24 protein-coding genes are annotated in these 26,878 nt (G+C 69.8%); 20 read left to right on the forward strand and 4 right to left on the reverse strand.

What is annotated here, in order from left to right:
• The first annotated feature begins 49 nt into the window (after positions 1-49).
• The 18 genes from Ade02nite_RS32150 (at position 50) to Ade02nite_RS32235 (ending at position 19,720) form a co-directional block, all read left to right on the forward strand.
• A complete protein-coding gene (locus Ade02nite_RS32150; protein ID WP_203772084.1) occupies positions 50-745 on the forward strand; it encodes a demethylmenaquinone methyltransferase in 696 nt (231 codons plus the stop codon).
• 107 nt (positions 746-852) lie between these two features.
• Positions 853-1,122: a hypothetical protein gene (locus Ade02nite_RS32155; protein ID WP_203772086.1), complete on the forward strand. Its 270-nt coding sequence runs from the start codon at positions 853-855 to the stop codon at positions 1,120-1,122.
• Positions 1,123-1,220: 98 nt separating this feature from the next.
• A complete protein-coding gene (locus Ade02nite_RS32160; RefSeq protein ID WP_203772088.1) occupies positions 1,221-2,516 on the forward strand; it encodes a geranylgeranyl reductase family protein in 1,296 nt (431 codons plus the stop codon).
• Positions 2,517-2,591: 75 nt separating this feature from the next.
• Positions 2,592-2,957 (forward strand): NADH-quinone oxidoreductase subunit A, encoded by a 366-nt coding sequence (locus Ade02nite_RS32165; protein WP_097327860.1) that lies wholly within the window; start codon positions 2,592-2,594, stop codon positions 2,955-2,957.
• Positions 2,958-2,993: 36 nt separating this feature from the next.
• On the forward strand, positions 2,994-3,662 hold the full coding sequence (locus Ade02nite_RS32170; protein WP_203772090.1) for a NuoB/complex I 20 kDa subunit family protein: 669 nt from the start codon (positions 2,994-2,996) through the stop codon (positions 3,660-3,662).
• Positions 3,659-4,363 (forward strand): NADH-quinone oxidoreductase subunit C, encoded by a 705-nt coding sequence (locus tag Ade02nite_RS32175; RefSeq protein ID WP_203772092.1) that lies wholly within the window; start codon positions 3,659-3,661, stop codon positions 4,361-4,363. Before Ade02nite_RS32170 ends, Ade02nite_RS32175 begins: the two co-directional genes overlap by 4 nt.
• Positions 4,360-5,685, forward strand: coding sequence for an NADH-quinone oxidoreductase subunit D (locus Ade02nite_RS32180; protein ID WP_203772094.1), 1,326 nt, complete (start codon positions 4,360-4,362; stop codon positions 5,683-5,685). Before Ade02nite_RS32175 ends, Ade02nite_RS32180 begins: the two co-directional genes overlap by 4 nt.
• Entirely contained in the window at positions 5,685-6,758 is a 1,074-nt protein-coding gene (gene nuoE, locus Ade02nite_RS32185) for an NADH-quinone oxidoreductase subunit NuoE (protein ID WP_203772096.1), read from the forward strand. The genes Ade02nite_RS32180 and nuoE overlap by 1 nt, the downstream gene beginning before the upstream one ends.
• Complete coding sequence (gene nuoF, locus Ade02nite_RS32190; protein WP_203772098.1) at positions 6,755-8,071, forward strand: NADH-quinone oxidoreductase subunit NuoF; 1,317 nt, start codon at positions 6,755-6,757, stop codon at positions 8,069-8,071. The genes nuoE and nuoF overlap by 4 nt, the downstream gene beginning before the upstream one ends.
• A complete protein-coding gene (locus Ade02nite_RS32195; RefSeq protein WP_203772100.1) occupies positions 8,071-10,545 on the forward strand; it encodes an NADH-quinone oxidoreductase subunit G in 2,475 nt (824 codons plus the stop codon). The genes nuoF and Ade02nite_RS32195 overlap by 1 nt, the downstream gene beginning before the upstream one ends.
• A complete protein-coding gene (gene nuoH, locus Ade02nite_RS32200) occupies positions 10,542-11,921 on the forward strand; it encodes an NADH-quinone oxidoreductase subunit NuoH (RefSeq protein ID WP_203772102.1) in 1,380 nt (459 codons plus the stop codon). The genes Ade02nite_RS32195 and nuoH overlap by 4 nt, the downstream gene beginning before the upstream one ends.
• Position 11,922: 1 nt before the next feature.
• Complete coding sequence (gene nuoI / locus Ade02nite_RS32205) at positions 11,923-12,516, forward strand: NADH-quinone oxidoreductase subunit NuoI (protein WP_203772104.1); 594 nt, start codon at positions 11,923-11,925, stop codon at positions 12,514-12,516.
• Entirely contained in the window at positions 12,516-13,259 is a 744-nt protein-coding gene (locus tag Ade02nite_RS32210) for an NADH-quinone oxidoreductase subunit J (RefSeq protein WP_203772106.1), read from the forward strand. Before nuoI ends, Ade02nite_RS32210 begins: the two co-directional genes overlap by 1 nt.
• Positions 13,256-13,555, forward strand: coding sequence for an NADH-quinone oxidoreductase subunit NuoK (gene nuoK, locus Ade02nite_RS32215; protein ID WP_015618499.1), 300 nt, complete (start codon positions 13,256-13,258; stop codon positions 13,553-13,555). Before Ade02nite_RS32210 ends, nuoK begins: the two co-directional genes overlap by 4 nt.
• 13 nt (positions 13,556-13,568) lie before the next feature.
• Complete coding sequence (nuoL, locus tag Ade02nite_RS32220; RefSeq protein WP_203772108.1) at positions 13,569-15,494, forward strand: NADH-quinone oxidoreductase subunit L; 1,926 nt, start codon at positions 13,569-13,571, stop codon at positions 15,492-15,494.
• On the forward strand, positions 15,491-17,026 hold the full coding sequence (locus Ade02nite_RS32225; protein WP_203772110.1) for an NADH-quinone oxidoreductase subunit M: 1,536 nt from the start codon (positions 15,491-15,493) through the stop codon (positions 17,024-17,026). The genes nuoL and Ade02nite_RS32225 overlap by 4 nt, the downstream gene beginning before the upstream one ends.
• Before the next feature lie 2 nt (positions 17,027-17,028).
• Entirely contained in the window at positions 17,029-18,567 is a 1,539-nt protein-coding gene (gene nuoN / locus Ade02nite_RS32230; protein WP_203772112.1) for an NADH-quinone oxidoreductase subunit NuoN, read from the forward strand.
• 268 nt (positions 18,568-18,835) lie between these two features.
• On the forward strand, positions 18,836-19,720 hold the full coding sequence (locus Ade02nite_RS32235) for an alpha/beta fold hydrolase (RefSeq protein WP_239169220.1): 885 nt from the start codon (positions 18,836-18,838) through the stop codon (positions 19,718-19,720).
• A 124-nt stretch (positions 19,721-19,844) separates the two neighbouring features.
• Here the strand turns inward: Ade02nite_RS32235 and Ade02nite_RS32240 are convergent, their stop codons facing one another.
• Complete coding sequence (locus Ade02nite_RS32240; protein WP_203772116.1) at positions 19,845-20,843, reverse strand: polyprenyl synthetase family protein; 999 nt, start codon at positions 20,841-20,843, stop codon at positions 19,845-19,847.
• A 1,074-nt stretch (positions 20,844-21,917) separates the two neighbouring features.
• A complete protein-coding gene (locus tag Ade02nite_RS32245) occupies positions 21,918-23,081 on the reverse strand; it encodes an MFS transporter (protein ID WP_203772118.1) in 1,164 nt (387 codons plus the stop codon).
• 152 nt (positions 23,082-23,233) lie between these two features.
• On the opposite strand from Ade02nite_RS32245, the gene Ade02nite_RS32250 reads away from it, so the two are divergent.
• Together Ade02nite_RS32250 and Ade02nite_RS32255 are read left to right on the forward strand one after the other, a co-directional pair.
• Complete coding sequence (locus tag Ade02nite_RS32250) at positions 23,234-24,028, forward strand: IclR family transcriptional regulator (protein ID WP_203772120.1); 795 nt, start codon at positions 23,234-23,236, stop codon at positions 24,026-24,028.
• Positions 24,029-24,117: 89 nt separating this feature from the next.
• Complete coding sequence (locus Ade02nite_RS32255) at positions 24,118-24,840, forward strand: anti-sigma factor family protein (protein WP_203772122.1); 723 nt, start codon at positions 24,118-24,120, stop codon at positions 24,838-24,840.
• 15 nt (positions 24,841-24,855) lie between these two features.
• Here the strand turns inward: Ade02nite_RS32255 and rarD are convergent, their stop codons facing one another.
• Complete coding sequence (gene rarD / locus Ade02nite_RS32260) at positions 24,856-25,821, reverse strand: EamA family transporter RarD (protein ID WP_203772124.1); 966 nt, start codon at positions 25,819-25,821, stop codon at positions 24,856-24,858.
• Between the two features lie 382 nt (positions 25,822-26,203).
• Positions 26,204-26,656, reverse strand: coding sequence for a GNAT family N-acetyltransferase (locus Ade02nite_RS32265; RefSeq protein ID WP_203772126.1), 453 nt, complete (start codon positions 26,654-26,656; stop codon positions 26,204-26,206).
• Between the last annotated feature and the right edge of the window lie 222 nt (positions 26,657-26,878).

Raw genomic sequence — 26,878 nt, forward strand, 5'->3', positions numbered from 1 at the left:
GTGACCATCCCGCCCGATCTGTGTTCGGGCCAGGTGGCAGAGTGGTGGGGTGAGTCGCGCAGATCTGGACAAGCAGCCGCACGAGGTCGCCGAGATGTTCGACGGCGTGGCCAAGCGCTACGACCTGACCAACACGGTGCTCTCCTTCGGGCAGGACCGCGGCTGGCGGCGCGCCACCCGCGCTGCGCTCGGTCTGCGGCCCGGGGAGCGGGTGCTCGACGTGGGCGCCGGCACCGGCGTCTCCACCGAGGAGCTGGGCCGTTCGGGCGCGTTCGCGGTCGGCGCGGACCTCTCGGTGGGCATGCTGCGGGTGGGGCGCCGGGCGCGGCCGGCCGTGCCGCTGGTAGCCGGCGACGCGCTGCGGCTGCCGTTTCCGGATGCCACGTTCGACGCGGTGACGATCTCCTTCGCGCTACGCAACGTGGTCGACACCGACGCTGCGCTGCGTGAGCTCGGCCGGGTCACCCGGCCCGGCGGCCGCTTGGTGGTGTGCGAGTTCAGCCACCCGACGAACGGGCCGTTCCGCACCGTCTACCTGCAATACCTGATGCGCTCGCTGCCCGCGGTGGCGCGGAGCGTGTCGAGCAACCCGGACGCGTACGTCTATCTCGCCGAGTCGATCCGCGCCTGGCCGGACCAGCCCGCCCTGGCCGCCCGCGTCGCGGGGGCCGGACCGTGGTCCCGTGTCGGCTGGCGCAACCTCACGGGCGGCATCGTGGCCCTCCATCGGGCGACGCGCCTCTGAGCCGCTCCCGCGCCGCTTCCGGGACCGCGCCGTCGACCGCATGGCCCTAAAGGGGACAACTCGGTCGTTTCCGCCCATCTACGGCGAGTTCCTGTTTTCCTCGGAGAATGACCACTTTCGGGCACCTCGAGGACACCGACATCGACATTGCGATCGACGACCGGGAGGCCGGCGAGCGTCGCGGCATGGAGCTGGCCGCCCGCATCCGGATGGTCGCCGCTCAAGATCCTGAGCTGGCACAAGATCTTGTCGAGCAGTTGATCTCCGCGTTGGAGAAGGCGACCGGCGGCACCTTCCGGCAGTTCCTCGACGCCGAGGGCGAGTCCGAGATCACCACGGACGCACCGTCCGTTAATTCACCGGCGCGAAACAGTTAGGGTTCCCTTACCCGAACGAGCTTCGATGGCCGTCTTAGACTCCGACTTGGGCGCGCTTGTGAACTGTTTCACGAGCCGCTGCGAGACGGAGGTGTGGTGTGCGCAACGAGGTACTATCCGGGCCGGTAGCCGACGAGGCGGACGTGATCGTCGTCGGGGCCGGACCGGGCGGGTCCGCGGCGGCTTATCACATGGCGCGTCATGGCTTGCGCGTTCTGCTTCTCGAGAAAACGGAGTTCCCGCGCGAGAAGGTGTGCGGTGACGGCCTGACTCCGCGCGCGGTCCGCCAGCTGGTGCGGATGGGCGTCGACACCTCGGAGAAGGCCGGCTGGCTGCACAACCGCGGCCTCCGCGTGATCGGCGGCGGTGTCCGCCTCGAGCTCGACTGGCCCGACCTGGCGAGCTTCCCCAGCTACGGCCTGGTCCGCACCCGCCTCGACTTCGACGACATGCTGGCCAAGCGCGCTGTCGAGGCCGGCGCGATCCTGCGCACGTCGGTGAACGTGACCGGCCCGGTGCTCGACGACGACGGCCGCGCCATCGGTGTCGAGGCCAAGGTCGGCGCCGGCAAGGAGCCCGTGCAGTTCCGGGCGCCCCTGGTGATCGCCGCGGACGGCGTCTCGGGCAAGCTCCCGCTCGCGATGGGCCTTGCCAAGCGCGACGACCGCCCGCTCGGCGTGGCCGTCCGGCGCTACTACACCTCACCGGTCCGCTCCGACGACGACTACCTCGAGTCCTGGCTGGAGCTGCGCAGCTCGGAGGACCCCGACCGGCTGCTGCCGGGCTACGGCTGGATCTTCGGCATGGGCGACGGCCGGGTGAACGTGGGCCTCGGCATCCTCAACTCGTCCAGCGCCTTCGGCAAGACCAACTACCGCTCGATGCTGACCGACTGGCTCGCGGGCACGCCGGCCGACTGGGGCTTCCGCGACGAGTCCAACGCGGACGGCCCGATCCTCGGCGCCGCGCTGCCGATGGGCTTCAACCGGGTGCCCCACTACACGCGCGGCCTGATGCTGGTCGGCGACTCCGGTGGCATGGTCAACCCGATGAACGGCGAGGGCATCGCCTACGCCATGGAGTCGGGCGAGCTCGCGGCCGAGGTGGCCGTGCAGGCGCTGGCCCGGCCGGAGGGCGCCGACCGCGAGCGTGCGCTGCGGGCGTACCCGTCGGAGCTTAGTCTGCGGTTCGGTGGCTACTACCGGCTCGGCGGGGTGTTCGTGAAGCTCATCGGCAATCCCCAGATCATGCGGATCGCGACGAAGCACGGGATGCCGCATCCGACGTTGATGCGGTTCGTTCTGAAACTGCTGGCGAACCTCACCGACCCGCGCGGCGGCGACGCCATGGACCGGGTCATCAACGGCCTGACCAAGGTGGCCCCCGCGGTCTGACCGCACCCCCGCGAGACCAAGAACAAATCGGACGAATAGTGTTATACGGCTCATAGTCGAAGCAGGAGTCCTGAGATGTCGGTCAACCCATACGTCCCGATCGTCGGGTTACTCATCCTCGGCGCGCTCTTCGCGTTGTTCTCCGTGTCGATCGCGCCGATCGTCGGTCCTCATCGCTACAACCGCGCCAAGCTCGACGCATACGAATGCGGCATCGAGCCCGCGCCGCAACCGGTGGGCGGCGGCCGGTTCCCGGTGAAGTTCTACCTGACCGCGATGCTCTTCATCATCTTCGACATCGAGACCATCTTCCTCTATCCGTGGGCCGTGTCCTTCAACGCGCTCGGCCTGTTCGGCTTCGTCGAGATGGTCCTGTTCATCGTCACCGTCTTCATCGCCTACACGTACGTGTGGAGGCGTGGCGGCCTCAACTGGGACTGAACCGCGGCGTAACCGGTCTTAACAGGAGACACAGCCATGGGAATCGAAGAGAAGCTACCGGCCGGCATCCTGCTGACCTCCGTCGAGAAGCTGTCCAACTGGGCCCGCAAGTCCTCCTTCTGGGGCGCGACCTTCGGCCTGGCCTGCTGCGCCATCGAGATGATGGCCGCCGGCGGCCCGCACTACGACCTGGGCCGCTGGGGCATGGAGGTCTTCCGGGCGTCGCCCCGCCAGGCCGACCTGATGATCGTGGCGGGCCGGGTGAGCCAGAAGATGGCGCCCGTCGTCCGGCAGATCTACGACCAGATGCCCGAGCCGCGCTCGGTGATCTCGATGGGCGTGTGCGCCTCCTCCGGCGGCATGTTCAACAACTACGCGATCGTGCAGGGCGTGGACCACATCGTCCCGGTCGACGTCTACCTGCCCGGCTGCCCGCCGCGGCCCGAGATGCTGATCGACGCCATCCTCAAGATGCGCGAAAAGGTGATGGCCCAGCCGCTCGGCCCCGGCGGCCGCAAGATGCTCGAGCAGCGCCGGGCCGAGGGCAAGGTGCCGGTCGTGGCGCCGGGCGCGATGCCGTCGTCGTACCGCGTGGACAAGGCGCGCCGTGCGGAGTGGACCCAGGCGGTCAAGGAAGGCCGCGAGGAACAGCTGCGCATCGAGAACTGGATGAAGCTCCAGCCGCATCTGCGGGAGGGCAAATGAGCATCGCACCCCAGGACGGCCACGAGCCGGTCGGCGCCGACATCGACGCGCCGGCGCAGACGCCGGCCGGCCCGCAGAAGGGCATGTTCGGCATCACCGGCACCGGCGACGTCTCCGGCTTCGGCGGCCTGGTCCGGCGGCGGCCCGAGCAGGCGAGCAGCCCCAAGCCGTACGGCGGGTACTTCGACGAGGTCACCGACGCGCTCGAGGAGGCCTACCCCGCCTTCGCCGACGCGATCGAGAAGGTCGTCGTCGACCGGGGCGAGCTGACCCTGCACATCAAGGCGGAGCGGATCGCCGAGGTCGTCCAGATCATGCGGGACGACGAGTCGCTGCGGTTCGAGCTCTGCTCGTCGGTGTCCGGCGTGGACTACCTGGGCAGCGACCCGCGCCGGCTGCACGTGGTCTACCACCTGACGTCGATGACGTACCGGCGCCGCGTACGGCTGGAGGTGGCCGTCGCCGACGGCGTCAGCGTGCCGAGCGTGACCAGCGTCTATCCCACCGCCGACTGGCAGGAGCGGGAGACGTACGACATGTTCGGCGTGGTCTTCGCGGGCCACCCGAACCTGACGCGGGTGCTCATGCCGGACGACTGGGAGGGCCACCCGCAGCGCAAGGACTACCCGCTCGGCGGCGTCCCCGTCGAGTACAAGGGCGCCGAGATTCCGCCTCCTGACCAGCGGAGGGTCTACCAATGACACAGTCCGGATACGCAACCGAGCGCGAGACCACCGAGGGACGCGTCTTCACCGTCACGGGCGGCGACTGGGACACCGTCACCGAGAGCATCGACCCGCTGAGCAACGAGAAGATCGTCGTCAACATGGGCCCGCAGCACCCGTCGACGCACGGCGTTCTGCGGCTCGTGCTCGAGCTCGAGGGCGAGACCGTCCAGGAGGTGCGCCCGGTCGTCGGCTACCTCCACACCGGCATCGAGAAGAACCTCGAATACCGCAACTGGACGCAGGGCACCACCTTCGTCACCCGGGCCGACTATCTCGCGCCGCTGTTCAACGAGGCCGGCTACTGCCTCGCCGTCGAGAAGCTGCTCGGCATCACCGACCAGATCACCGAGCGTGCCAACACCATCCGGGTGCTCTTCATGGAGCTGAACCGGATCTCGTCGCACCTCGTCTGGCTGGCCACCACGGGCATGGAGCTGGGCGCCATCTCGATGATGCTCTACGGCTTCCGCGAGCGTGAGTACATCCTCGACATCTTCGAGGAGACCTCCGGCCTGCGGATGAACCACGCCTACTTCCGCCCGGGCGGGGTGGCGCAGGACATCCCCGAGTCGGCGATCAAGAAGATCCGCGACTTTCTGGTCTACCTGCCCAAGAAGCTCAAGGAGTACGAGGCCATGCTCTCCGGCCAGGTGATCTGGCAGGAGCGCACCCAGGGTGTCGCCGTGCTCGACGTGACCGGCTGCCTCGCGCTCGGCGTCACCGGACCCGTCCTGCGCTCCGCGGGACTGGCTTGGGACCTGCGGAAGACGATGCCCTACTGCGGCTATGAGAATTATGAGTTCGACGTCCCGACCGCGACGACCGCCGACGTCTGGGGGCGGTACCAGGTCCGTCTCGCCGAGATCCGAGAGTCACTCAAGATCATAGAGCAGGCGCTCGACCGGCTGCGGCCGGGGCCGATCTTCATCGCCGACAAAAAGATAGCCTGGCCTGCGCAATTGGCCGTCGGGCTGGACGGCATGGGCAACTCCCTCGAGCATGTGGCCAAGATCATGGGCCAGTCGATGGAGTCCCTTATCCACCATTTCAAGCTCGTGACCGAGGGCTTCCGGGTGCCGGCGGGCCAGGTCTACGTCGCGATCGAGCACCCGCGCGGAGAGCTCGGCGTGCACGCGGTCTCCGACGGCGGCACCCATCCGTACCGGGTGCACATGCGCGACCCGAGCTTCGTGAACCTCCAGGCCATCCCCGCGATGGCCGAAGGTGCGCTGCTGGCCGACGTCATTGCCGGTGGCGCGTCCCTTGACCCCGTGATGGGTGGGTGTGACCGGTAATGACAGCAACCCAGGTGGAGTTCTCCCCCGCCGCCGCTCCACTGGCCGAGAAGCTGCTCGACCAGGCAAACGAGATCATCGCTCGCTACCCCGAGGGGCGCAGCCGCTCGGCGCTGCTCCCGCTGCTCCACCTGGTGCAGACCGTCGAGGGCCACGTCAGCCCGAACGGCGTGGCGTTCTGCGCCGAGATCCTGGGCATCAACAAGGCCCAGGTCGGCGCGGTCGCGACGTTCTACACGATGTACAAGCGCCGCCCCACCGGCGAATACCTCGTGAGCGTCTGCACCAACACGCTCTGCAACACGCTCGGCGGGCAGGAGGTCTACGACCAGCTCTCCGAAGTGCTCGGCGTGGGGCACGACGAGACCACCGCCGACGGCCGCATCACGCTGGAGCACGCCGAGTGCCTCGCCGCGTGCGACTACGCGCCGGTGGTCACGGTCAACTACGACTTCGCCCTCGACGAGGCCACCCCCGAGGCCGCGGTCGGCCTGGTGGAGAAGCTGCGCGACGGCCGGCCGTACACGCCGGCCCGCGGCGCCCGGATCTGCTCGCTCAAGGAGATGCAGATCCAGCTCGCCGGGTTCGCCGACCCGCGTGAGGGCGCCGTCGGCGACGGCCGGGCCGGCGCGCCGACGCTGCGCGGCGTGACCCTCGCCCAGCAGCACGGCATCGCGGTGCCGGACTTCAACCCCGACACCCCCATCACCAAGACCAAGCCCTCCCCGCGCGAGGAGAACAAGGGCAAGGTCGCCACAGTCGTGGAAAAGGCCACGGGCGCCGTGAAGGCCGCGGCGGCCAAGGTCGAGGAGAAGGTCGAGGCGCGCCGTACCGCCAAGACCTCCGAAAAGGCCGGCGAGCCGACCAAGCCGGGTGACGCCAAGGACCCCGAGGTGCGCACGGCCGAGCAGCGCAACCCCGACGCGAGCTCGCCCGACAAGACGGGCGACGCCAAGGTGACCCCGCCGGCGCCGAGCAACCCCGCGGAGGCGGCCGGCGCCTCGGCGAACGAGCCCGCCGGTGACGGCAAGCCCGCCGGCGACACCGCCCGCGGCAGCGAGGAGGCGAAGTGACTCAGCCACGGCCGGAGGTTCTCGCGAAGCTCACGCCGGTGCTCACCAAGCGCTGGCTCTCGCCGAACGCGTGGCAGATCGGCGTCTACGAGCAGCTCGACGGCTACCGCGCGGTGCGCAAGGCGCTCGACGTGCACCCCGACGACCTGATCCAGCTGATCAAGGACTCGGGCCTGCGCGGCCGCGGCGGCGCGGGCTTCCCGACGGGTCTCAAGTGGGGCTTCATCCCGCAGGGCGACGGCAAACCCCACTACCTCGTGATCAACGCGGACGAGGGTGAGCCGGGCACCTGCAAGGACCTGCCGCTGATGACGTACGACCCGCACTCGCTCGTCGAGGGCGCGATCATCGCGGCGTACGCGATCCGGGCCAACCGGGCCTTCATCTACATCCGCGGCGAGGCGGTGCACGCGGCCCGCCGGCTGCGCAACGCGGTCGAGGAGGCGCGCGCCGCGGGCTACCTCGGCACGAACATCCTCGGCTCCGGCTTCGACCTGGAGCTCGTGGTGCACAGCGGCGCCGGCGCGTACATCTGCGGCGAGGAGACCGCGCTGCTCGACTCGCTCGAGGGCTTCCGCGGCCAGCCGCGGCTGCGGCCGCCGTTCCCGGCCATCGCCGGTCTCTACGCGAGCCCGACCGTGGTCAACAACGTCGGCACCATCGCCAGCGTGCCGTACATCGTGCTCGGCGGCGCCGACTGGTGGAAGAGCATGGGCACCGAGAAGTCCTCCGGCCCGATGATCTATTCGCTCTCCGGCCGGATCGCCAACCCGGGCCAGTACGAGTGCGGCCTCGGCATCACCCTCCGCGAGCTGATCGAGCTGGCCGGCGGGATGAAGCCCGGGCACACCCTGAAGTTCTGGACGCCGGGCGGGTCGTCGACGCCGCTGCTCACCGCCGAGCACATCGACACCCCGATGGACTTCGAGGGCGTCGCGGCGGCCGGCTCGATCCTCGGCACCACCGCGATGCAGATCTTCAGCGACCAGGACTGCCCGGTCTACTCGACGTGGCGGTGGCTGGAGTTCTACCACCACGAGTCGTGCGGCAAGTGCACCCCGTGCCGCGAGGGCAACTACTGGATGGTCCGCACCTACCGCCGGATCCTCTCCGGCGAGGGGACGTACAAGGACCTGGACACCCTCCAGGACACCGCCGACAACATCTTCGGCCGATCGTTCTGCGGCCTGGGCGACGGCGCGGCCACCCCGGTGATGTCGACGCTGAAGTACTTCCGCCAGGACTACCTGGACTACATCGAGGGCCGGACAGCTCCGCGCTTGTCCGCCAAGGCTCTGGTTGGAGCTCACTGATGACGGACGTAGCCAAGAAGGCCGACACTGTCACGCTCACGATCGACGGGATCGAGGTGACCGCGGAGAAGGGCGAGCTCGTCATCCGCGTCGCCGAGCGGATGGGCATCGCGATTCCCCGGTTCTGCGACCACCCGCTGCTCGCGCCGGCCGGCGCCTGCCGGCAGTGCCTGGTCGACATCGAGGGGCAGCGCAAGCCGGTCGCCTCCTGCACCCAGACGGTCGCCGAGGGCATGGTGGTGCGCACCCAGCTCACCTCGCCGGTGGCCGCCAAGGCGCAGGGCGGCGTGATGGAGCTGCTGCTCGCCAACCACCCGCTCGACTGCCCCACCTGTGACAAGGGCGGCGAGTGCCCGCTGCAGAACCAGGCGATGACGAACGGCCGCGCCGACTCCCGCTTCCACGAGCACAAGCGCGAGTACGAGAAGCCGATCCACATCTCCAGCCAGGTGCTGCTCGACCGCGAGCGGTGCATCCTCTGCCAGCGGTGCACGCGGTTCTCCGAGGAGATCGCCGGCGACAAGTTCATCGACCTGATGGACCGCTCGTCCGGCGAGCAGATCAACGTCTACCGCGACGACTTCTTCGGGGGCCGGGGCACCGGCGACGGGCAGGTCGGCGAGGGCGTGGGCGACGTCGCCTTCAACTCGTACTTCTCCGGCAACACGATCCAGATCTGCCCGGTGGGCGCGCTCACCGGCGAGCAGTACAGGTTCCGGGCCCGCCCGTTCGACCTGGTCTCCACGCCGACGGCCTGCGAGCACTGCGCGGCCGGCTGCTCGATGCGCGCCGACCACCGCCGCGGCAAGGTGCTGCGCCGGCTGGCCGGCGACGACCCGGCGGTCAACGAGGAGTGGAACTGCGACAAGGGCCGCTGGGGCTTCCGCTACACCACCGCCAACGACCGGATCACCGCGCCGCTGATCCGCGGCGCGAACGGTGAGCTGCGCGAGGCCTCCTGGAGCGAGGCGCTGCTCGCGGCGGCGGAAGGGCTCGCCGCGGCCAAGGGCAAGGGCGTCGGGGTGCTCACCGGGGGGCGGCTCACGGTGGAGGACGCGTACGCGTACGCGAAGTTCGCCCGCCTCGCGCTCGGCACCAACGACATCGACTTCCGGGCGCGGCCGCTGAGCGCGGAGGAGACCGAGTTCCTGGCCGCCTCCGTCGCCGGCATCACCGACGTCACCTACTCCGACGTCGAGAACGCGGGCTCCGTGGTGGTCGTGGGGCTCGAGCCGGAGGAGGAGTGCCCGATCCTCTTCCTGCGCCTGCGCAAGGGCTACAACCGCAAGCGGCTCCGGGTGACGGCCGTGGCGCCGTACCTGACCAGGGGCTTCACCAAGATGGGCGCGAGCCTGGTCGCGGCGGTGCCCGGCGAGGAGGCCCGGCTGCTGGCCGAGGACCCGGCGATCGCCGCCGCCCTCGCCGAGCCGGGCGCGGTGCTGATCGTCGGCGAGCGGCTGGCCACGGTGCCCGGCGGTCTCTCCGCCGCGGCCGCGCTGGCCGGGCGCACGGGCGCGCGCCTCGCCTGGGTGCCGCGCCGGGCCGGTGACCGCGGCGCGGTCGACGCCGGCTGCCTGCCCAACCTGCTGCCCGGCGGCCGCCCGGTCAGCGACCCGGCCGCCCGCGCCGAGCTCTCGATGGCCTGGAAGACCGAGACCGGCGCGCTGCCCAGCGTGGCCGGCCGCGACACCGACGCCATCATCGCGGCGGCGGCCTCGGGCGATCTCGGCGGCCTGCTGGTCGCCGGCGTCGACCCGGGCGACCTGGCCGATCCGCGGCTGGCCGAGCAGGCGCTCGACAACGCCGGCTTCGTGGTCAGCCTCGAGCTGCGGCACAGCGCGGTGACCCGCCGGGCCGACGTGGTGCTGCCGGTGGCGCCGGCGGCCGAGAAGTCAGGCACCTACCTCGACTGGGAGGGCCGGCTGCGCTCCTTCGGCACGGTGCTGCCGAGCACGGCGATGACCGACGGCCGGGTGCTGGAGGCGATTGCCGCGCTGATGAATGTCACGCTGGGCACGGGTGACGTGATGGCGATCCGCCGCGAGCTCGGCGCGATGCCGGCGAGCAGCGCGGGCCGGCCGTCGCTGCCCACCGTCTCGCCGGCGAGCCTGCCGGCGCTCGGGGCGGGCGAGGCCGTCCTGGCCACCTGGCACCACCTGATCGACTCCGGCTCGCTGCTCGACGGCGACCCGGTGCTCGCCGGCACCGCCCGGCCGCCGCTGGTGCGGATCGGCAAGGACCTCGCGGAGGAGCTCGGCGTGGCCGACGGCGAGGCGGTCACGGTCGGCACCGACCGCGGCGCCGTCACGCTGCCGGTCGCGATCACCGACCTGCCGCCCCGCGTGGTGTGGCTGCCCACCAACTCGCCCGGCTCGACGCTGCGCCGCAGTCTCGGCGTCACCGCCGGTGCGGTCGTCCGGCTCACGGCCGGCCGGCCCGGTCCGATCCTCGCCTCCGCGGGAGCGAACGCATGAAGTCGACGATCCTGGCGGCCCATGCCGTCGACCCCACCCTCCAGACGTTCGCTGACGACGTCTGGTGGATCACGCTGATCAAGCTGTTCGGCGTCTTCGTCCTGCTGCTCCTGTTGACGCTCTTCACGATCAACTACGAGCGCAAGGTCGTCGCCCGGATGGCGGTGCGGCCCGGTCCCAACCAGGTCGGCCCCAAGGGATGGCTGCAGAGCCTCACGGACGGCGTGAAGCTGCCGTTCAAGGAGGAGATCATCCCGAAGACCGCCGACAAGGTGGTCTACTTCATCGCCCCGGTCATCTCGGCGACCACGGCCTTCACCGCCTTCTCGGTCATCCCGTTCGGCGGCGTGGTCACCATGTTCGGCCAGCGCACCGCGTTGCAGCTCACCGACGTGCCGGTCTCGGTGCTGGTGCTGCTCGCCTGCTCCTCGATGAGCGTGTACGGCGTGGTGCTCGCGGGCTGGGCCTCCGGCTCGACGTACCCGCTGCTGGGCGGCCTGCGGTCGAGCGCACAGATGATCTCGTACGAGGTCGCCATGGGCCTGTCCATCGTGGCCGTCTTCATGACCGCCGGCACGATGAGCACCTCGCAGATCGTGGCCGCGCAGGCGCAGGGCAACCCGGTGAACATCCTCGGCTGGGAGGCGACGACCCCGAGCTGGTACGCGGTGCTGCTGCTGCCGAGCTTCGTCATCTACTGCATCGCGGCCGTCGGCGAGACCAACCGGGCGCCGTTCGACCTGCCCGAGGCGGAGTCCGAGCTGGTCGGCGGCTTCCACACCGAGTACTCGTCGTTCAAGTTCGCGCTCTTCTTCCTCGCCGAGTACATCAACATGATCACCGTCTCGGCGTTCGCCACCACGCTGTTCCTCGGCGGCTGGCGCGCCCCGTGGCCGATCACGTGGTTCTGGGAGGGCGCCAACTCCGGCTACTTCGCGCTGATCTGGTTCTTCGCCAAGGTGCTGCTGCTCCTGTTCGGCTTCATCTGGCTGCGGGCCACCCTGCCCCGGATGCGCTACGACCAGTTCATGCGGTTCGGCTGGAAGGTCCTCATCCCGGTCAACCTGGTGTGGATCCTCTTCCTGAGCTACATCAAGATTGCCAACAACGAGCTGTCGCAGCAGGCCAAGTGGTTCTCGATCGTCGGCATCGTGGTGGTCGTCCTGCTGATCGCCATGCTCTGGCCGGCGGCCCGCAAGCCGCGGCAGCTCTCGATCGAGGAACAGCTGGCCTCGCGACCACCGGGCAGCTTCCCGGTGCCACCGATCGATCTCCAGGTGCCACCCAGTCCACGGGCCCGCCGTGCGGTGGCCGAACGCGCTCCCGCCTCCGTCGGCGGCGACTCCTCCCTCGCTCCGGAAGACAAGGAGGTGTGACGTGGGCACGTTCACCGGCTCGTTCAAGGGCTTCGGAGTGACCTTCGCGCACATGTTCCGCAAGGTCATCACCACCGACTACCCGTTCTCGCCGCCGACGCCGGCCCCGCGCTACCACGGCCGGCACATCCTCAACCGCCATCCGGACGGCCTGGAGAAGTGCATCGGGTGCGAGCTCTGCGCCTGGGCCTGCCCGGCCGACGCGATCTACGTCGAGGGTGCCAACAACACCGACGAGCAGCGCTTCTCGCCCGGTGAGCGGTACGCGGGCATCTACCAGATCAACTATGCGCGGTGCATCTTCTGCGGTCTCTGCATCGAGGCCTGCCCGACCCGTTCGCTCACCATGAGCAACGAGTACGAGCTGGCCCGCGACAGCCGGCAGGACCTGATCTTCACGAAGAAGGAGCTGCTGGCACCGCTGCTGCCGGGCATGGAGCAGCCGCCCCACCCGATGCGCCTGGGCGAGACCGACAAGGACTACTACGTCGGCGCTCTCACCAACCCGGGCACCTCGGTCGGCGCGGAGCGGGCGCCCTGGGCGACCAACGAGGCGTCCGACGCCACGGGCGAGGCCGCGAAGGAGGGCGTGTGATGGACCACGTCTCCACCGGCGAGGCCGTCGCGTTCTGGATCCTCGGCTCGATCTCGGTGATCGGCGCGCTCGGCATGGTCCTCGCCCGCAACGCGGTGCACTCCGCGCTCTGGCTCGTGCTGACGATGCTCTGCCTGGGCTTCCTCTACGTGGTCAACGCGGCGCCGTTCCTCGGCATGGTGCAGATCATCGTCTACACCGGCGCGATCATGATGCTGTTCCTCTTCGTGCTCATGCTGGTGGGCCGCGACGCCTCGGACTCGCTGATCGAGACGTTGCGGGGCCAGCGGATCGCGGCCATCGTGCTCGGCGTCGGCTTCGCCATCCTGGTCGGCACCGGGCTGGCCCGGGCGCTGGGCGACACCCCCGTGGTCGGCCTGGCCGAGGCGAACGCCAACGGCAACGTGCAGGGCCTGGCGGCGCTGCTGTTCACCCGCTACGTCTTCGCCTTCGAGGTCACGTCGGCGCTGCTCATCACGGCGGCGGTCGGCGCGATGATCCTGGCGCACGTCGAGCGCGCCAAGGCGGACGTCGTCGACCAGCTCACCCGCATGAAGCAGCGCTTCCGCCCGGGCAACTACCCCGGGCCGAAGGCGGGACCGGGCGTCTACGCCAACACGATGTCGGTCGCCGCCCCGGCCCGCCTGCCGGACGGCAACGGCGCCGAGCGGAGCATCTCGCCCATCCTGCCCATCCGTGAGCTGACGGCGGACGAGGCGGCCCCGAAGGGAACCGAGAAGTGACTCCTGACTACTACCTCGTTCTGGCGGCCATCCTGTTCACCATCGGCGCCGCCGGGGTGCTCGTCCGCCGCAACGCGATCGTGCTGTTCATGTGCATCGAGCTGATGCTCAACGCCGCGAACCTCGCGCTGGTCACCTTCAGCCGCATCAACGGCAGCCTCGACGGCCAGATCATCTCGTTCTTCGTGATGGTCGTCGCCGCCGCCGAGGTCGTGGTGGGTCTCGCGATCATCATGTCGATCTTCCGTACGCGGCGCTCGGCGAGCGTCGACGACGCGAACCTCCTCAAGTACTAAAAGGGGCCTTCACGTGGAACAGACAGTGGAGTACGCCCACGCGACGGGGGTGTTGAGCGGCATCTGGCTGCTCGTGGCCATTCCGCTCGTCAGCGCCGCGATCCTGCTGCTGCTCGGCAAGCGGGCCGACGCGTGGGGGCACTGGCTCGGCGTCCTCTCGGTGGCCGCCTCGTTCGTCCTGGGTTTGATCTTCTTCATCAGCCTGGCGGGTCTCGAGGAGGGCGAGCGCACGGCCCAGCAAAGCCTCTGGGACTTCATCACGGTCGGCAACCTGCACGTCGACTTCGGGCTGCTCTTCGATCCGCTCTCCGGGGTCTTCGTCCTGCTGATCACCGGTGTCGGCTCGCTGATTCACATCTACGCGGTCGGCTACATGGAGCATGACCCCGGCCGCCGCAAGTTCTTCGGCTACTTCAACCTCTTCGTCGCGGCGATGTTGCTGCTCGTCCTCGGCAACAACTACGTGATGCTCTACTTCGGCTGGGAGGGCGTCGGCCTGGCGTCGTACCTGCTGATCTCGTTCTGGTACACCCGGCCGTCGGCGGCCACCGCGGGCAAGAAGGCGTTCCTGATGAACCGGGTCGGCGACGCCGGCCTGGCCATCGGCATCTTCATGCTCTTCGCCTACCTCGGCACCACGCAGTACGACGCGGTGTTCAGCAGCGTGGGCGGCCTGAGCTCGACCGTGGTGCTGGTCCTCGGCATCCTGCTGCTGCTCGGCGCGGCCGGCAAGTCCGGCCAGTTCCCGCTCCAGGCGTGGTTGCCCGACGCCATGGAGGGCCCGACCCCGGTCTCCGCGCTCATCCACGCGGCCACCATGGTCACCGCCGGTGTCTACCTGATCGCCCGCTCCAACCCGATCTTCTCGGCGAACCACACGCTCCAGGTGATCGTGGTCAGCGTCGGCGCGCTGACGCTGCTGATGGGCTGCATCATCGGCGCGGCCAAGGACGACATCAAGCGGGTGCTGGCCTGGTCGACGGTGAGCCAGATCGGCTACATGTTCGTCGGCGTCGGGCTCGGCGGCGGGGCGTACGCCCTGGCGATCATCCACCTGCTCGCGCACGGCTTCTTCAAGGCCAACATGTTCCTCGGCGCCGGCTCGGTCATGCACGGCATGCACGACCAGGTCGACATCCGGCGCTTCGGCGGCCTGCGCAAGTACATGAAGTGGACGTGGCTCACCTTCGCGACGGGCTGGCTGGCGATCATCGGCATCCCGCCGCTGTCCGGCTACTTCTCCAAGGAGCCGATCATCGCGGCGGCCTTCGAGCGCGGCGACTGGACGTCCTGGCTCTTCGGCATGGCGGCGCTGCTCGGCGCCGGGCTGACCGCGTTCTACATGACGCGGCTGTTCGTGCTCACGTTCCACGGGCCGGAGCGGTACACCGAGGACAACAAGCATCCGCACGAGTCGCCGTACATCATGACCGTGCCGTTGATGATCCTGGCGCTCGGCTCGATCGTCGCCGGCGGCCTGATGGTCCTGACCGACGTGCCGCACTGGCTCGAACCGGTGCTCGGCCCCGAGGTCGAGCACGAGGCGGTCCTGTCGCACACCCTGATCACGGTGCTGAGCCTGGTCGTCACGGTGCTCGGCGCGGGCCTCGCCTGGGCGATGTTCCGCAACGGCACGGCGCTCGAGCCGCAGCCGGCCGGTGTGGTCGTCACCGCGGCCCGCCGCAACCTCTACACCGACGCGTTCAACGAGGCGGTGTTCGAGCGGCCCGGCATCTACCTGACCCGGGCGCTGGTCTACCTCGACAGCAAGGGCATCGACGGCCTGGTCAACGGGATCGCGGCCGGTGTCGGCGGCAGCTCCGGGCGCCTCCGGCGGCTGCAGACCGGCTTCGTGCGGTCGTACGCCCTCTCCATGCTCACCGGTGCCGTCCTGGTCGTCGGCGCCTTTCTCGCGATCCAGCTTGGGTGGTTGGCGTGAACGACTTTCCGTTTCTGTCCATCCTGACGCTGTTGCCGCTGGTCGGCGCGGTGGTGGTGGCCTTCATCCCGCGTGCCAGGGCCGAGCTGGCCAAGCTCGTGGCGCTGGGCTGGTCGCTGGTGGTGCTCGTGCTGAGCGTCGTCATGTGGATCGCCTTCCAGACCGGGGGCGACCGCTTCCAGTTCCGTGAGTCGTACGCCTGGATCCCGTCCTGGGACGCCCGGTTCACCTTCGCCGCCGACGGCATCGCGCTGGTCATGCTGATGCTGATCGCGGTGCTCTTCCCGATCGTCATCCTGGCGTCGTGGCGCGACGTCGAGCAGAGCAAGCGCTCCGTTCCGACGTACTTCGCGCTGCTGCTGGCCTTCGAGTTCACGATGATCGGCGTCTTCGCGGCCGCCGACATCTTCCTGTTCTACGTGTTCTTCGAAATCATGCTGATCCCGATGTACTTCATCATCGGCTCCTTCGGCGGTCCCCGCCGGCAGTACGCGGCGGTGAAGTTCTTCCTCTACAGCCTTGTCGGCGGCCTGTTCATGCTGGCCGCGGTGATCGGGCTGTGGGTGGTCGGCGGGCACACGTTCGACTTCGCCAAGCTGACCGAGTCGGCCGCGGCGATCGACCAGGACACGGCCCGGTGGCTCTTCCTCGGCTTCTTCGTCGCCTTCGCGATCAAGGCGCCGTTCTTCCCGTTCCACACCTGGCTGCCGGACGCCGGTGGCGCCGCCCCGGCGGGCGCGGCCGCGCTGCTCGTCGGCGTGATGGACAAGGTGGGCACGTTCGGCATCCTGCGGTACTGCCTGCCGCTGTTCCCCGAGGCGTCGCGCTGGTTCGCGCCGGCGGCCCTGGTGCTCGCGGTCATCGGCATCATCTACGCCGCGCTGCTGGCGGTGGGGCAGAACGACCTGAAGCGCCTGGTGTCGTACACGTCGATCGCGCACTTCGGCTTCATCGGCATCGGCATCTTCGCGTTCACCACGCAGGGCGGCACCGGCTCGGTGCTCTACATGGTCAACCACGGCCTGGCGACCGGCCTGCTCTTCATCGTGGTGGGCATGTTCGTCGCCCGCCGCGGCTCCAACCTGGTCAGCGACTTCGGCGGCGCGGGCAAGATGGTCCCGGTGCTGGCCGGTGTGCTGTTCTTCGCCGGTCTCGCCTCCCTGGCGCTGCCCGGCACGGCGCCGTTCATCAGCGAGTTCCTGGTGCTGATCGGCACGTTCACCGTGCACAAGACGTACGCGGTGATCGCGACCGCCGGCATCATCCTGGCCGCCGCCTACGTGCTCTGGATGATCCAGCGCACCACGCAGGGCACGCTGAACCCGGTGCTGCCGACGGTGCCGGCGATGCGCCGCGACATCACGCTGCGGGAAAAGATCGTGGTGGCCCCGCTCATCCTCCTGATCGTCCTGTTCGGCTTCTACCCGAAGCCGCTCACCGACGTGATCAACCCCGCGGTGCAGGCGACCATGCAGGACGTCGGCGTGCAGGACCCGGCACCGGTCGTCGCGAATGAAAGGGTGGCGCGCTAGCCATGGGAGACCTGAAACTGCCCGCCATCGACTACGGCGCCCTCGCGCCGATGTTGATCCTCTTCGGGGTGGCGTGCGCCGGCGTTCTCGCCGAGGTGCTGGTGCCTCGCCGGTCGCGCAACGCCGTCCAACTGGCCCTCGCCTTCCTCGGCATCGCGGCGGCCTTCATCGCGGTGATCGTCTTCGTGCAGAACGGCAGCCGTGGCGTCACCATCGGCGGCGCGGTCGCCGTCGACGGGCCCACGCTGTTCCTGCAGGGCGCGCTGCTGGTGCTCGGCGCGGTCTCGCTGATGCTGATCGGCGAGCGCTCGCTGGAGCGGGGCGGCACGTTCGTCTCCCAGGCGGCGATCACCGTCGGCTCGCAGAAGGACGTCAAACAGGCCGGCGACCAGCCCGGCCTCACCGAGGTCTACCCGCTGACGATGTTCGCCCTCGGCGGCATGCTGCTGTTCGTCTCGGCGAACGACCTGCTCACCATGTTCGTCGCGCTCGAGGTCTTCTCGCTGCCGCTCTACCTGCTGTGCGCGCTCGCCCGCCGGCGTCGCCTGCTCAGCCAGGAGGCCGCGCTGAAGTACTTCCTGCTCGGGTCGTACGCCTCCGCGTTCTTCCTCTTCGGCGTGGCCCTGATCTACGGCTTCTCCGGCGGGATCAGCCTCGCCCAGGTCCACGAGGCGGTGGTGAACCCCCAGAACAGCCAGGTCCTCCTGTACGCCGGCCTGGCGCTCCTCGCGATCGGCCTGCTCTTCAAGGCCGCGCTCGCGCCGTTCCACGTCTGGACGCCGGACGTCTACCAGGGCGCGCCGACCCCCATCACGGCGCTGATGGCGGCCTGCACCAAGGTCGCCGCGTTCGGGGCCCTGCTGCGGATCCTGTACGTGGCGTTCGACGGCGTCCGCTGGGACTTCCAGCCGGTGCTGGGCACGGTGGCGGTGCTGACGATGCTGGTCGGCGCGGTGCTGGCGGTGACACAGACCGACATGAAGCGGCTGCTCGCCTACTCGTCGATCGCGAACGCCGGCTACCTCCTGGTGGGCGTGCTGGCCCTGAACCCGGAAGGGCTCAGCAGCACGATGTTCTACCTGGTCGCGTACGGCTTCTCGGTCCTCGCGGCCTTCGGCATCGTCACCCTGGTGCGCGACGCCGACGGGGAGGCGACCCACCTGTCCCGCTGGGCGGGCCTGGGGCGCAAGAGCCCGCTGTTCGCGGCAACGTTCACGTTCATCCTGCTGGCCTTCGCCGGCATCCCGCTGACCAGCGGCTTCACCAGCAAGTTCGCGGTCTTCGGCGCGGCCGTCGAGGGCGGCCAGACCTGGCTCGTCATCTTCGGCGTGATCACCAGCATGCTGATCGCCTTCCCGTACCTGCGGGTGGTCGTCATGCTGTGGCTCTCCGAACCCGGCGAGTCGACCCCGACGGTCTCCATCCCCGGCTTCATGACGTCGGCGGCCCTGGCCATCGGCGTGCTCGCCACCCTGGCCCTGGGCGTCGTCCCGGCACCCCTGATCGACCTCACCCGAGACGCGGCCCAGTTCGTCCGCTGACCCCCTTCTGCACGGCCCGGCGTCTGCTCCCTGGAGCGGGCGCCGGTCTTCCTTTCGGTCCTTCCCCGGCCCCTCCCACCCTTCCGGCCTCTCCCACCCTTCCGGCCCCTCGCACCCTTCCGGCCCTTCCCACCCTTCCGGCCTCTCCCACCCTTCCGGCCCCTCGCACCCTTCCGGCCCCTCGCACCCTTCCGGCCCTTCCCACCCTTCCGGCCCTTCCCACCCTTCCGGCCCTTCCCGCCCTTCCAGCCCCCCTTTGGCGGTGATCATGAACGACGGCGAGATCGTGCGGGTCAACGACGTGGAGCTGTTCGTGCGGCGCTTCGGCGATCCGGCTTTGCCGATGCTGGTCGTCATCCACGGCGGGCCCACGTGGGACCACAGCTACCTGCTGCCGGCGGTCGCGGAGCTCAGCGACACGGCGCACGTCGTGCTGTTCGACCTGCGCGGTTGCGGGCGAAGCAGCCGGACGCCGCCGGTCGGCACCCTGCCGGTGTCGGCCCTGCAGCCCGACCACCTCGCGGACGATGTAGCGGCGCTGGTGCGGCACTTCGGGGCCGCGCGGGCCGACGTGCTCGGGTTCTCCTACGGCGGAATGATCGCGATGCGGGTCGTGGCGCAGCATCCGGAGCTGGTCCGCTCGGTGGTGCTGGCGTCCACAACGGCCTACCGCGACTTTGCGGACCTGCTCGAACGGTCGGCCGATTATCAGGAACGCCGTCGCATGTCCCGGCCGGTCGACTTCGGCGATCCGGGGCTCACGGGACCGGACGCCGCGGACGGTGCGCTGAGCCGGGCCATGGCGTTCGCCGACGCGCCGACGGCCATCTGGCGGCTCGATCACCTGGAGCGGTGGCGGGAGGTGCTGGCCAGGGTGCGTTTCTCCAGCGACTGGAATGAGCCGTACCTCGGGGGAAAGCTGCGGCCCGCCGCCCCGGACGACGCGCCTCAGGTGCTGAGGGAGTGGGGCGGCCCGATATTGCTGCTCCAGGGCGCGCGGGAGATGAGCTTCCCGATCGAGCTGGCGCGGCGGCTGCACGCCGTGCTGCCGTCAAGCACTTTGGTCGAGGTGCCCGAGGCCGCCCATATGGCACATTTCGACAATCCGGCGGTGTGGATCGGCGCCGTCCGCGATTTCCTCCGCGCCCGCTAGCCTTCGCGTCGTCCCGGCCGGCTCGTTAACGAGCCGACTCGGACGGTTTGCGGCGGCCGGACTCAGCGGCGGCTAGCTCGTGCGGTCGGCCAGCTTGTGCGGTCGGCCGGCTTGTGGCGGGCGGCTAGCTTGTGCGGTCGGCGATGAAGTCGCAGAGGGCTTCCATGGCCCGCTTCGCCTCGCCCGCGGGGAGCGGGGCCAGCTGGGCGCGTGCCTCTTCCGCGTAGGTGCGGACCGTCTCGCGTGCCTTCTTCATGGCGGCGGACTCGCGCAGCAGTGTCAGGGCCTCGGCGTGCAGCGCGTCGTCGGTGATCGGGCCGCTGGCGAGGAGCTCGCGCAGCCGCACGGCGGAGGCGTCGGTGTCGTCGCCGGCCAGCGCGTAGAGCACCGGCAGCGTCGGGACGCCCTCGCGCAGGTCGGTGCCCGGGGTCTTGCCCGACTGCACCGACTCGGACGCGATGTCGAGCAGGTCGTCGGAGAGCTGGAACGCGATGCCGATCGTCTCGCCGTATCCCGCAAGGGCCTCGACGGCCTCGGCGGGCGCGCCGGAGAAGAGACCGCCGAAGCGGGCCGACGTCGCGATCAGCGAAGCCGTCTTTTCGGTGATGACGTGCAGGTAGTGATCGATCGGGTCGTTGCCGCGCGGGCCCACCGTCTCGGCGATCTGCCCGTGCACGAGCCGCGCGAACGTGCGCGCCTGGAGGTGGACCGCCTCGGGACCGAGCGTGGCGGCGAGGTCGGCGGCCTGCGCGAACAGATAGTCGCCGACGAGAATGGCCACCGAGTTGCCCCAGCGCGCGTTGGCGCTGGTCGCGCCGCGCCGCACGGGCGCCTCGTCCATGACGTCGTCGTGGTAGAGCGTGGCCAGATGGGTCAGCTCGACCACGTTCGCAGCCGCCACGATCTCGGGCGCCTGCGGGTCGCCGAACTGCGCCCCCAACGCCACGAGCAACGGCCGGAACCGCTTGCCCCCCGCGTCGGCGAGGTGCCGCGCCGCCTCGGCCACCAGCGGATCGGCGCTGGCCACGTTTGCCCGAAGCGCCTCCTCCACGGCAGCCAGCGTCGCCGTCACCGATGCATCGACCGCCGGATCGATGTCGAGGCCGAGCGACGACAGCGCCATGTCCGAAGCCGGCGCACCATCGGACGGCAGCGCGACCTCGGAAGGAAGCGCAGCTTCGGAAGGCCGCGCACCTTCGAACGGCGTCATATCCCCGGTGCTCACCACGCTTTCACGATGCCACATGCGTCCGACCCCCACGGCCCCAGGGGTCACGCCCGAAGATCCAAATCAAGATCTGGCACACGTACGCGGTCCCGCCCGTTCCCGCGCTCACGCCGCCACCTCGAGCGGCCCGCCATCACCGCCCCGCCGGACCCCCACGTCCCCCCTCAAATCCCTCGTGACCATGCGCCGTCCACGCCCATCGACAACCAGTGGCGGCGTCAGGCTGCCCAGCGCCGGCCTCCGACGACCGCGAACCCCGGACAAGAGCCCACCGCCGCTCACCTTGCTCGCGATGCCGCGCCGCCTTACTGGCGCGTCGCTGGGTCTGTTGCCGTCGCTGGGTCTGTTGCCGTCGCGGCTGCTCACCGTGAGGACTTATCCACATTCCTGGTCGTCCACAGGCATCGAGCGCTCCTGGGCAGCTTTTTGGGAGAATGACCTGCGGGGGCTCCCCCTTGGGAGGGCGGGCTTGTGTGCCATGCCGGCCCTGCTCGCGATGTCGCGCCCGTAGTCCTGCTGCCGTGCCCGTAAGTCCCGATGGTGCGCCCGTAGTCCTGCTGCCGTGCCCGTAGTCCCGATGGCGCGCCCGTAGTCCCGATGGCGCGCCCGTAGTCCCGATGGTGCGTCCGTAGTCCCGATGGCGCGCCCGTAGTCCCGATGGTGCGCCCGTAGTCCCACTGCCGCGCCCGTAGTCCCGATGGCGCGCCGTCCCGTTCCCCGAGGCCGAGCCCCTGGTTTCAGCGCCGCGCCGCTTGCTTCCGAAGCCGATCCTGGTCGCGGGCGGATCTGGGCGCGACCACTCACGCACGTCGCCGTGGTGGGGGGAGCGGTTTGGGCGCGCCAGCGCCCTGCTCGGCCCGCCGCGGCCCTCGGCGGGAGCGACGGTCCGTACGCCCCACCCCGCTACGACATCCCGATCTTGATCTTTGGGGTCATGTCTTAGGCGAAATGTCCGACAGGCGAATTGCGCTATGCGGGAGCGTGGCGGCGTAGCAAGTGGCTGCCGAGGAGCATCATGGCGGCGGCGGTGAGCATGGTGAGGGCGGCGACCGACCACATCGTCGGGTAGGTCGTGGTGGAGGCGACCGCGCCGAGGCTGATCGGGCCCAGGCAGCCGCCGGCGTAGACGCCGGTTTGGGTGATCGATGTGGCGGCGGCGGGGGACTGCGGGTGGAGGCGGACGACGGCGAAGTTCATGAGGCCGGGCCAGCACCAGCCGAGGCCGAAGCCGAGGACGACGCCGGCGATCAGCGGGAGCGTTCCGGGGAGCGCGAGCAGCGCCAGGCCGCCGGCGCCGATGACCAGGAGGCCGGCGATCACCCCGATCTGGTTGTCGGGGCGGCGGTCGGCCAGCCAGCCGCCGACAATGCGGGCTGCAACGCATACGGCGCCACCCAGCGTGAGCGCCAGGCCGGCGGGGCCGGGGGCTGTGCCGCGGGCGACGGCGGCGTCGACGAGGAAGGTGCTGAGGGCGTTCGCGGAGCCGGCGGCGAGGGTGGCGCCGAAGCCGACGACGACGAGGGCGCCGGTGGCCCGCTTCGCCGGGCGTGACCGGAACGTCGGGGCGGTCGGCGGATCGTGCGGGACGAGCAGCAGCGCGCCGAAGGCCAAGGCCGCGGCCAGCACGAATGCCCAGCGCCAGCCGATCGTCAGGGCCACCGCCGGCACGGACGCGCCGGCCAGCAGGGTGCTGATCGGGATCGCCGCCTGCTTCACGCCGAACGACAGCGCCTGGCGCCGGGCCGGCACGCGGCGGGACAGGCTCGTGTTGCTGGCCAGCTGGCCCATCGCGTTGGCGCCGGCGCCGAGCGCCAGGATCGCGATGAGAGTCCACAGGGTATTGGCGAAGATCGCTACGCCGAGCAATGACGCGGCGGCGAGCGTGATTCCGGCGCGTGACACCCGGGCGGCGCCGTAGCGTTCTACCAGGGCACCGGCGGGGATGGAGGCGAGGGCGCTCGCGCCGAAATAGGCCGAGACGGCGAGGCCGAGGCCGGCGGGGGAGAAGCCGAGCTCGTCGCCGATCTGCACGGCCAGGCCGCCGACCAGGAAGACCGGGATGCTGACCGCGATCGTGGTGGTCAGCGCGCCGATCATGGCGTGAAGCGGGGACTCGATCTTGAGCTTCGCCATCCGTCGCAGACTATGTCAGCAGAATGCATCCGAGCGCGCTGAGTGCTAATGACCACACGGCTCGTGTAAATCGATCGTGATCCACATGCTTTTGGCATTCCCCCGGCGGAAGATTATTCATATGGTGTAAGTCCCTGGCGTCGGAGGTAGCTGTGCGCGACCCCCTGGCGGAGCCGTCCGACCTGATCCGGAGCGTGTCACGCGCGTTGCGCGTTCTGGAGTCGGTCGGTCGAGCCCCGCGCGGACTCACCGTGAAGCAGATAGCGCGACGGTGCGAGTTGACCGTCGCGACGACGTATCACCTTGTGCGCACTCTGGCCTACGAGGGCTACGTGATCCGCCGTGAGGACGGCACGTACATCGTGGGGCTGGAGATCGCCGACCGATATCGGGAACTCGTCTCGGCCTTCCGGGGTCCGCCCGCGGTCGGCGAGGCGCTGCGGCGCGCCGCCTTGGACAGTGGTTACAGCCACTACCTGGGCCGCTTCGTCGGCGGCCGGATAGCGATCACCGCCTCGGCCGAGGGTGCCCGGTCGCCGTTCATCGACGACATGACCCCCGGTTTCGACGAGGGCGGCCACGCGACCGCGCTGGGCAAGGCGCTGCTGGCCACGCTCACCCCCGACCAGCGCGCCCGATATCTGCGTGATTACGGCATGCGCGCGTTCACGCCCGCCACGCTCACCACGCCGGAGGCCCTGGAGGCCGACCTGGCCGCGGGGGAGCGGCGTGGGATGCAGCTCGAAATGGGACAGTTCCGGCAGGGGCTGGCGTGCGCGGCGGTTCTGGTCATCGCCGACCGCGACATCGAGCGGCGGCTCGTGCTGGCGTGCGCGCTGCCGGCGGCCGAGATGCTCACCTCTGCCCGGGTTGTCCGCGCCAAGCTCACGGCGGCTGCCCGAAATGTCGCCGAGGCGCTCTCGGCGGGCGAGTCGGCCACGGCCTGACGAGGCAACCTAAGACTCCGTTGAACCTCACGTTCGTCCCTCTCGTAAGACAGGGTGCAAGCGGGAGATCAGCGGAGGGTGGTGACGGGGTGCGCTGTGAGCATGAGCACGATGATGGGGCGTATGTACTGGGCGCCTTGTCGCCGGCCGAGCGGGCGGCCTACGAGCAACACCTGGCCACGTGCTCGTTCTGCCGTGAGGCGGTGGCCGACTTGTCCACCATGCCCGATCTGCTCTCCCGCCTCGACGCCAAGGAGTTCGCGAAGCTGCTCGATCCCACGCTGACCTCCAGCGGGGTCAGCCATCCAGGAGCGTCGCTGCGCGACTGGGCGACGTCGGAGTGGGCCACGTTGGCACCCTCCGCCAAGCGTCGCAAAAAGGGCAAAGATCTGCCTGTACGGGTGCTGAGCACCGCGGCAGCGGCGGTCCTCGTGGCGTTGATCGGCGTCGGAGTGTTCCTCTGGACGCGGGACACGGCGGCGCCCGCCTCGCCGCCACCCGGACCGGCGGTCGCCATGACGGCGGTCGAGGGCGGCTCCCCGGTCAAGGCGACACTGCGCCTGACCAGCACGCCGGGCGGCACCAAAGTGGACATGGTCTGCGACTACAGCCCGGCGGCGAGCAAGCCGTACACGTTCCGGTTGATCGCCTACGGCCCCGACGAGCAGAAGGAACAGCTCGGCTCGTGGCAGGCGGAGCCGGGCGCGCAGTTCACCATGCCGGCCGCGACGCATTTCGGGCGCGGCAGCCTTTCCCGGCTGGAGCTGGTGCAGTACGACGGAAAGGTACTGCTCGCCTACGACGTCCCCTGACCCTCTGATTCCGGGTCAGCGGGGTGGCAGGGTGGCGATCGGCTCGGCGGTGGCGGCCGCCGGGTCGGTCGCCATCCTCTTGTTCAGGCTGTGGTTCCGCAGCTTGTTCCGGCTGCTGTTCCGCAGCGCGTCCACGGTGAAGATGATCAGCGCGATCCAGACGAGCGCGAATCCGGCGAGGCGGGCCCGCGGCATCGGCTCGTGGTAGATCAGCAGCCCGACGGCGAGCTGAAGGATCGGCGCCACGTACTGGAGGATGCCGATGCCGACCATGGGCACCCGGTTGGCCGCCCCGGCGAAGAGCAGCAGGGGCACGGCGGTGGCGAGACCCGACAGAACCATGAGAACGGTGTGGCCGGCGGACACGTGCCCGAACTGGGCGTCCCCGGCGACGTTGAGCCACGCCAGGTAGAAGAGCGCCGGAATGGCGAGCACCGAGGACTCGACGAAGAGCCCCTCGGCCGGCGGCAGGGACAACCGCTTTTTGATCAAGCTGTACGTGCCGAAGCTGGCGGCCAGGATCAGCGCGATGTACGGCAACCGCCCGTAGTCGATCGTCAGCACCGCGACCGCGACGGCGCCCACCCCGACGGCGGCCCACTGCCAGGCCCGCAGGCGCTCGCCCTGCACGGTGACGCCGAGCAGCACGACGACCAGCGGCGTGATGAAGTAGCCGAGGGCCGTCTCGACTACCCGGTCGGTGTTCACGCCGTAGATGTAGGTCGCCCAGTTCACCCCGATCAGCACCGCGGCGATCGCGATGCCGCCGATCAGCCGCGGGGTGCGGAGCAGCCGCCCGAGAAACCGCCAGTTCCGCAGCGCGGCGAGCAGCAGGCTCACGAAGACGACGGACCACACCACCCGGTGAGCGAGGATCTCCAGCGCGGACGCCGGCTGAAGATGCTTGAAGTAGATCGGAAAAAATCCCCACATCACGTACGCCGCGAGGCCGTAGAGATATCCGCGCCGCTCGTCGCTCATGAGTTCACCGTAAGGGCTTGGCGGTGTGGCGGTCCTTGCATATGGCCCAGGTCTCAGGACGGGGTGGTGGATCTCGCCGCTGGTCAAGATCGATCAGGGGGTCGCGCTGGGGGTCGCGCAGGGCGGCACGATCAAGGGGCGTTCGTTCAGGGCGTTCGTTCAGGGCGTTCGTTCAGGGGGCACTCGTTCAGGGGGCACTCGTTCAGCAGGGCGCTCGATTAGCAGGGCGCTTGACTGAGCGGGCCCTAGATCAGCAGGGCGCTCGATCAGCTGGGCGTTTGGTCGGGCAGGCTTGGTCAGCCGTGGGGCGCTCGACCAGCAGGGCGCTTGAATGGCGAGCGCTTGATCGGGCGGCCTGTGATCGGCGGACGTTCTTCGTCGGTCAGTGCACGGCCGGAGCCTCGCGGACGGCCAGGAGGTCGCAGGTCATCCACTGGCCGGGCTCCACGTCGACGAAGCCCTGACCCGCGTAGACGGGCTGAGCGTCCCGCGTCGTCAGGACGAACCGCTTGAGCCCGCGCGCCGCGTAGTGATCGCGCAGGCTTCCCACGAGCCAGCCGGCGAGGCCCTTGCCCCGATGCGCCGGGTCGACGTAGACGTCACACAGGTAGGCGAAGACCGCCCCATCCGTGATCACCCGCGCGACGGCCACCTGCGTGTCCCCGAGGTAGACCCCGTAGGCCTCCGAGCCGTCGAGCGCCGCCCGCATCTGCTCGATCGGCCGCCCGATCGCCCAGTAGGCGTCCGTCGACAACCACCGGTGCACCACCGGCAGATCGATCCGCTCCCGCTCGGAGCTCAGCTCATACCCGTCATCACGGCGTTCCTCCAGCACGGCCGTGAGTCAAGCCTGGATCTTGACGAACCGCCAGAGGGATTCCCGTTTCGTGGGCGCTCGCACGGGCCGGACTACGTCCCGAGCCCACGATCGTCGCTGTGCCAGCGCCCCGGGTCAGCCATTGCTCCGGAGAGGCTGGGCCGCTACCTGCGGCTTGCCGCCATTCGTCACTGCCCGGATCGGCGCCGGTCGGCGACGCCGAAGCCGGTCGTCGTGGCT

The sequence above is a fragment of the Paractinoplanes deccanensis genome, from assembly GCF_016862115.1.
GTDB classification, from domain to species: Bacteria; Actinomycetota; Actinomycetes; order Mycobacteriales; family Micromonosporaceae; genus Actinoplanes; species Actinoplanes deccanensis.

Coding starts and splice junctions, on each gene's coding strand:
- Ade02nite_RS32155 (WP_203772086.1), top strand. CDS start 853: ATGACCACTTTCGGGCACCTCGAGGACACCGACATCGACATTGCGATC.
- Ade02nite_RS32165 (WP_097327860.1), top strand. CDS start 2,592: ATGTCGGTCAACCCATACGTCCCGATCGTCGGGTTACTCATCCTCGGC.
- Ade02nite_RS32170 (WP_203772090.1), top strand. CDS start 2,994: ATGGGAATCGAAGAGAAGCTACCGGCCGGCATCCTGCTGACCTCCGTC.
- Ade02nite_RS32175 (WP_203772092.1), top strand. CDS start 3,659: ATGAGCATCGCACCCCAGGACGGCCACGAGCCGGTCGGCGCCGACATC.
- Ade02nite_RS32180 (WP_203772094.1), top strand. CDS start 4,360: ATGACACAGTCCGGATACGCAACCGAGCGCGAGACCACCGAGGGACGC.
- nuoE (WP_203772096.1), top strand. CDS start 5,685: ATGACAGCAACCCAGGTGGAGTTCTCCCCCGCCGCCGCTCCACTGGCC.
- Ade02nite_RS32195 (WP_203772100.1), top strand. CDS start 8,071: ATGACGGACGTAGCCAAGAAGGCCGACACTGTCACGCTCACGATCGAC.
- nuoH (WP_203772102.1), top strand. CDS start 10,542: ATGAAGTCGACGATCCTGGCGGCCCATGCCGTCGACCCCACCCTCCAG.
- Ade02nite_RS32210 (WP_203772106.1), top strand. CDS start 12,516: ATGGACCACGTCTCCACCGGCGAGGCCGTCGCGTTCTGGATCCTCGGC.
- nuoN (WP_203772112.1), top strand. CDS start 17,029: ATGGGAGACCTGAAACTGCCCGCCATCGACTACGGCGCCCTCGCGCCG.
- Ade02nite_RS32235 (WP_239169220.1), top strand. CDS start 18,836: ATGAACGACGGCGAGATCGTGCGGGTCAACGACGTGGAGCTGTTCGTG.
- Ade02nite_RS32240 (WP_203772116.1), bottom strand. CDS start 20,843: ATGGCGCTGTCGTCGCTCGGCCTCGACATCGATCCGGCGGTCGATGCA.
- Ade02nite_RS32245 (WP_203772118.1), bottom strand. CDS start 23,081: ATGGCGAAGCTCAAGATCGAGTCCCCGCTTCACGCCATGATCGGCGCG.
- rarD (WP_203772124.1), bottom strand. CDS start 25,821: ATGAGCGACGAGCGGCGCGGATATCTCTACGGCCTCGCGGCGTACGTG.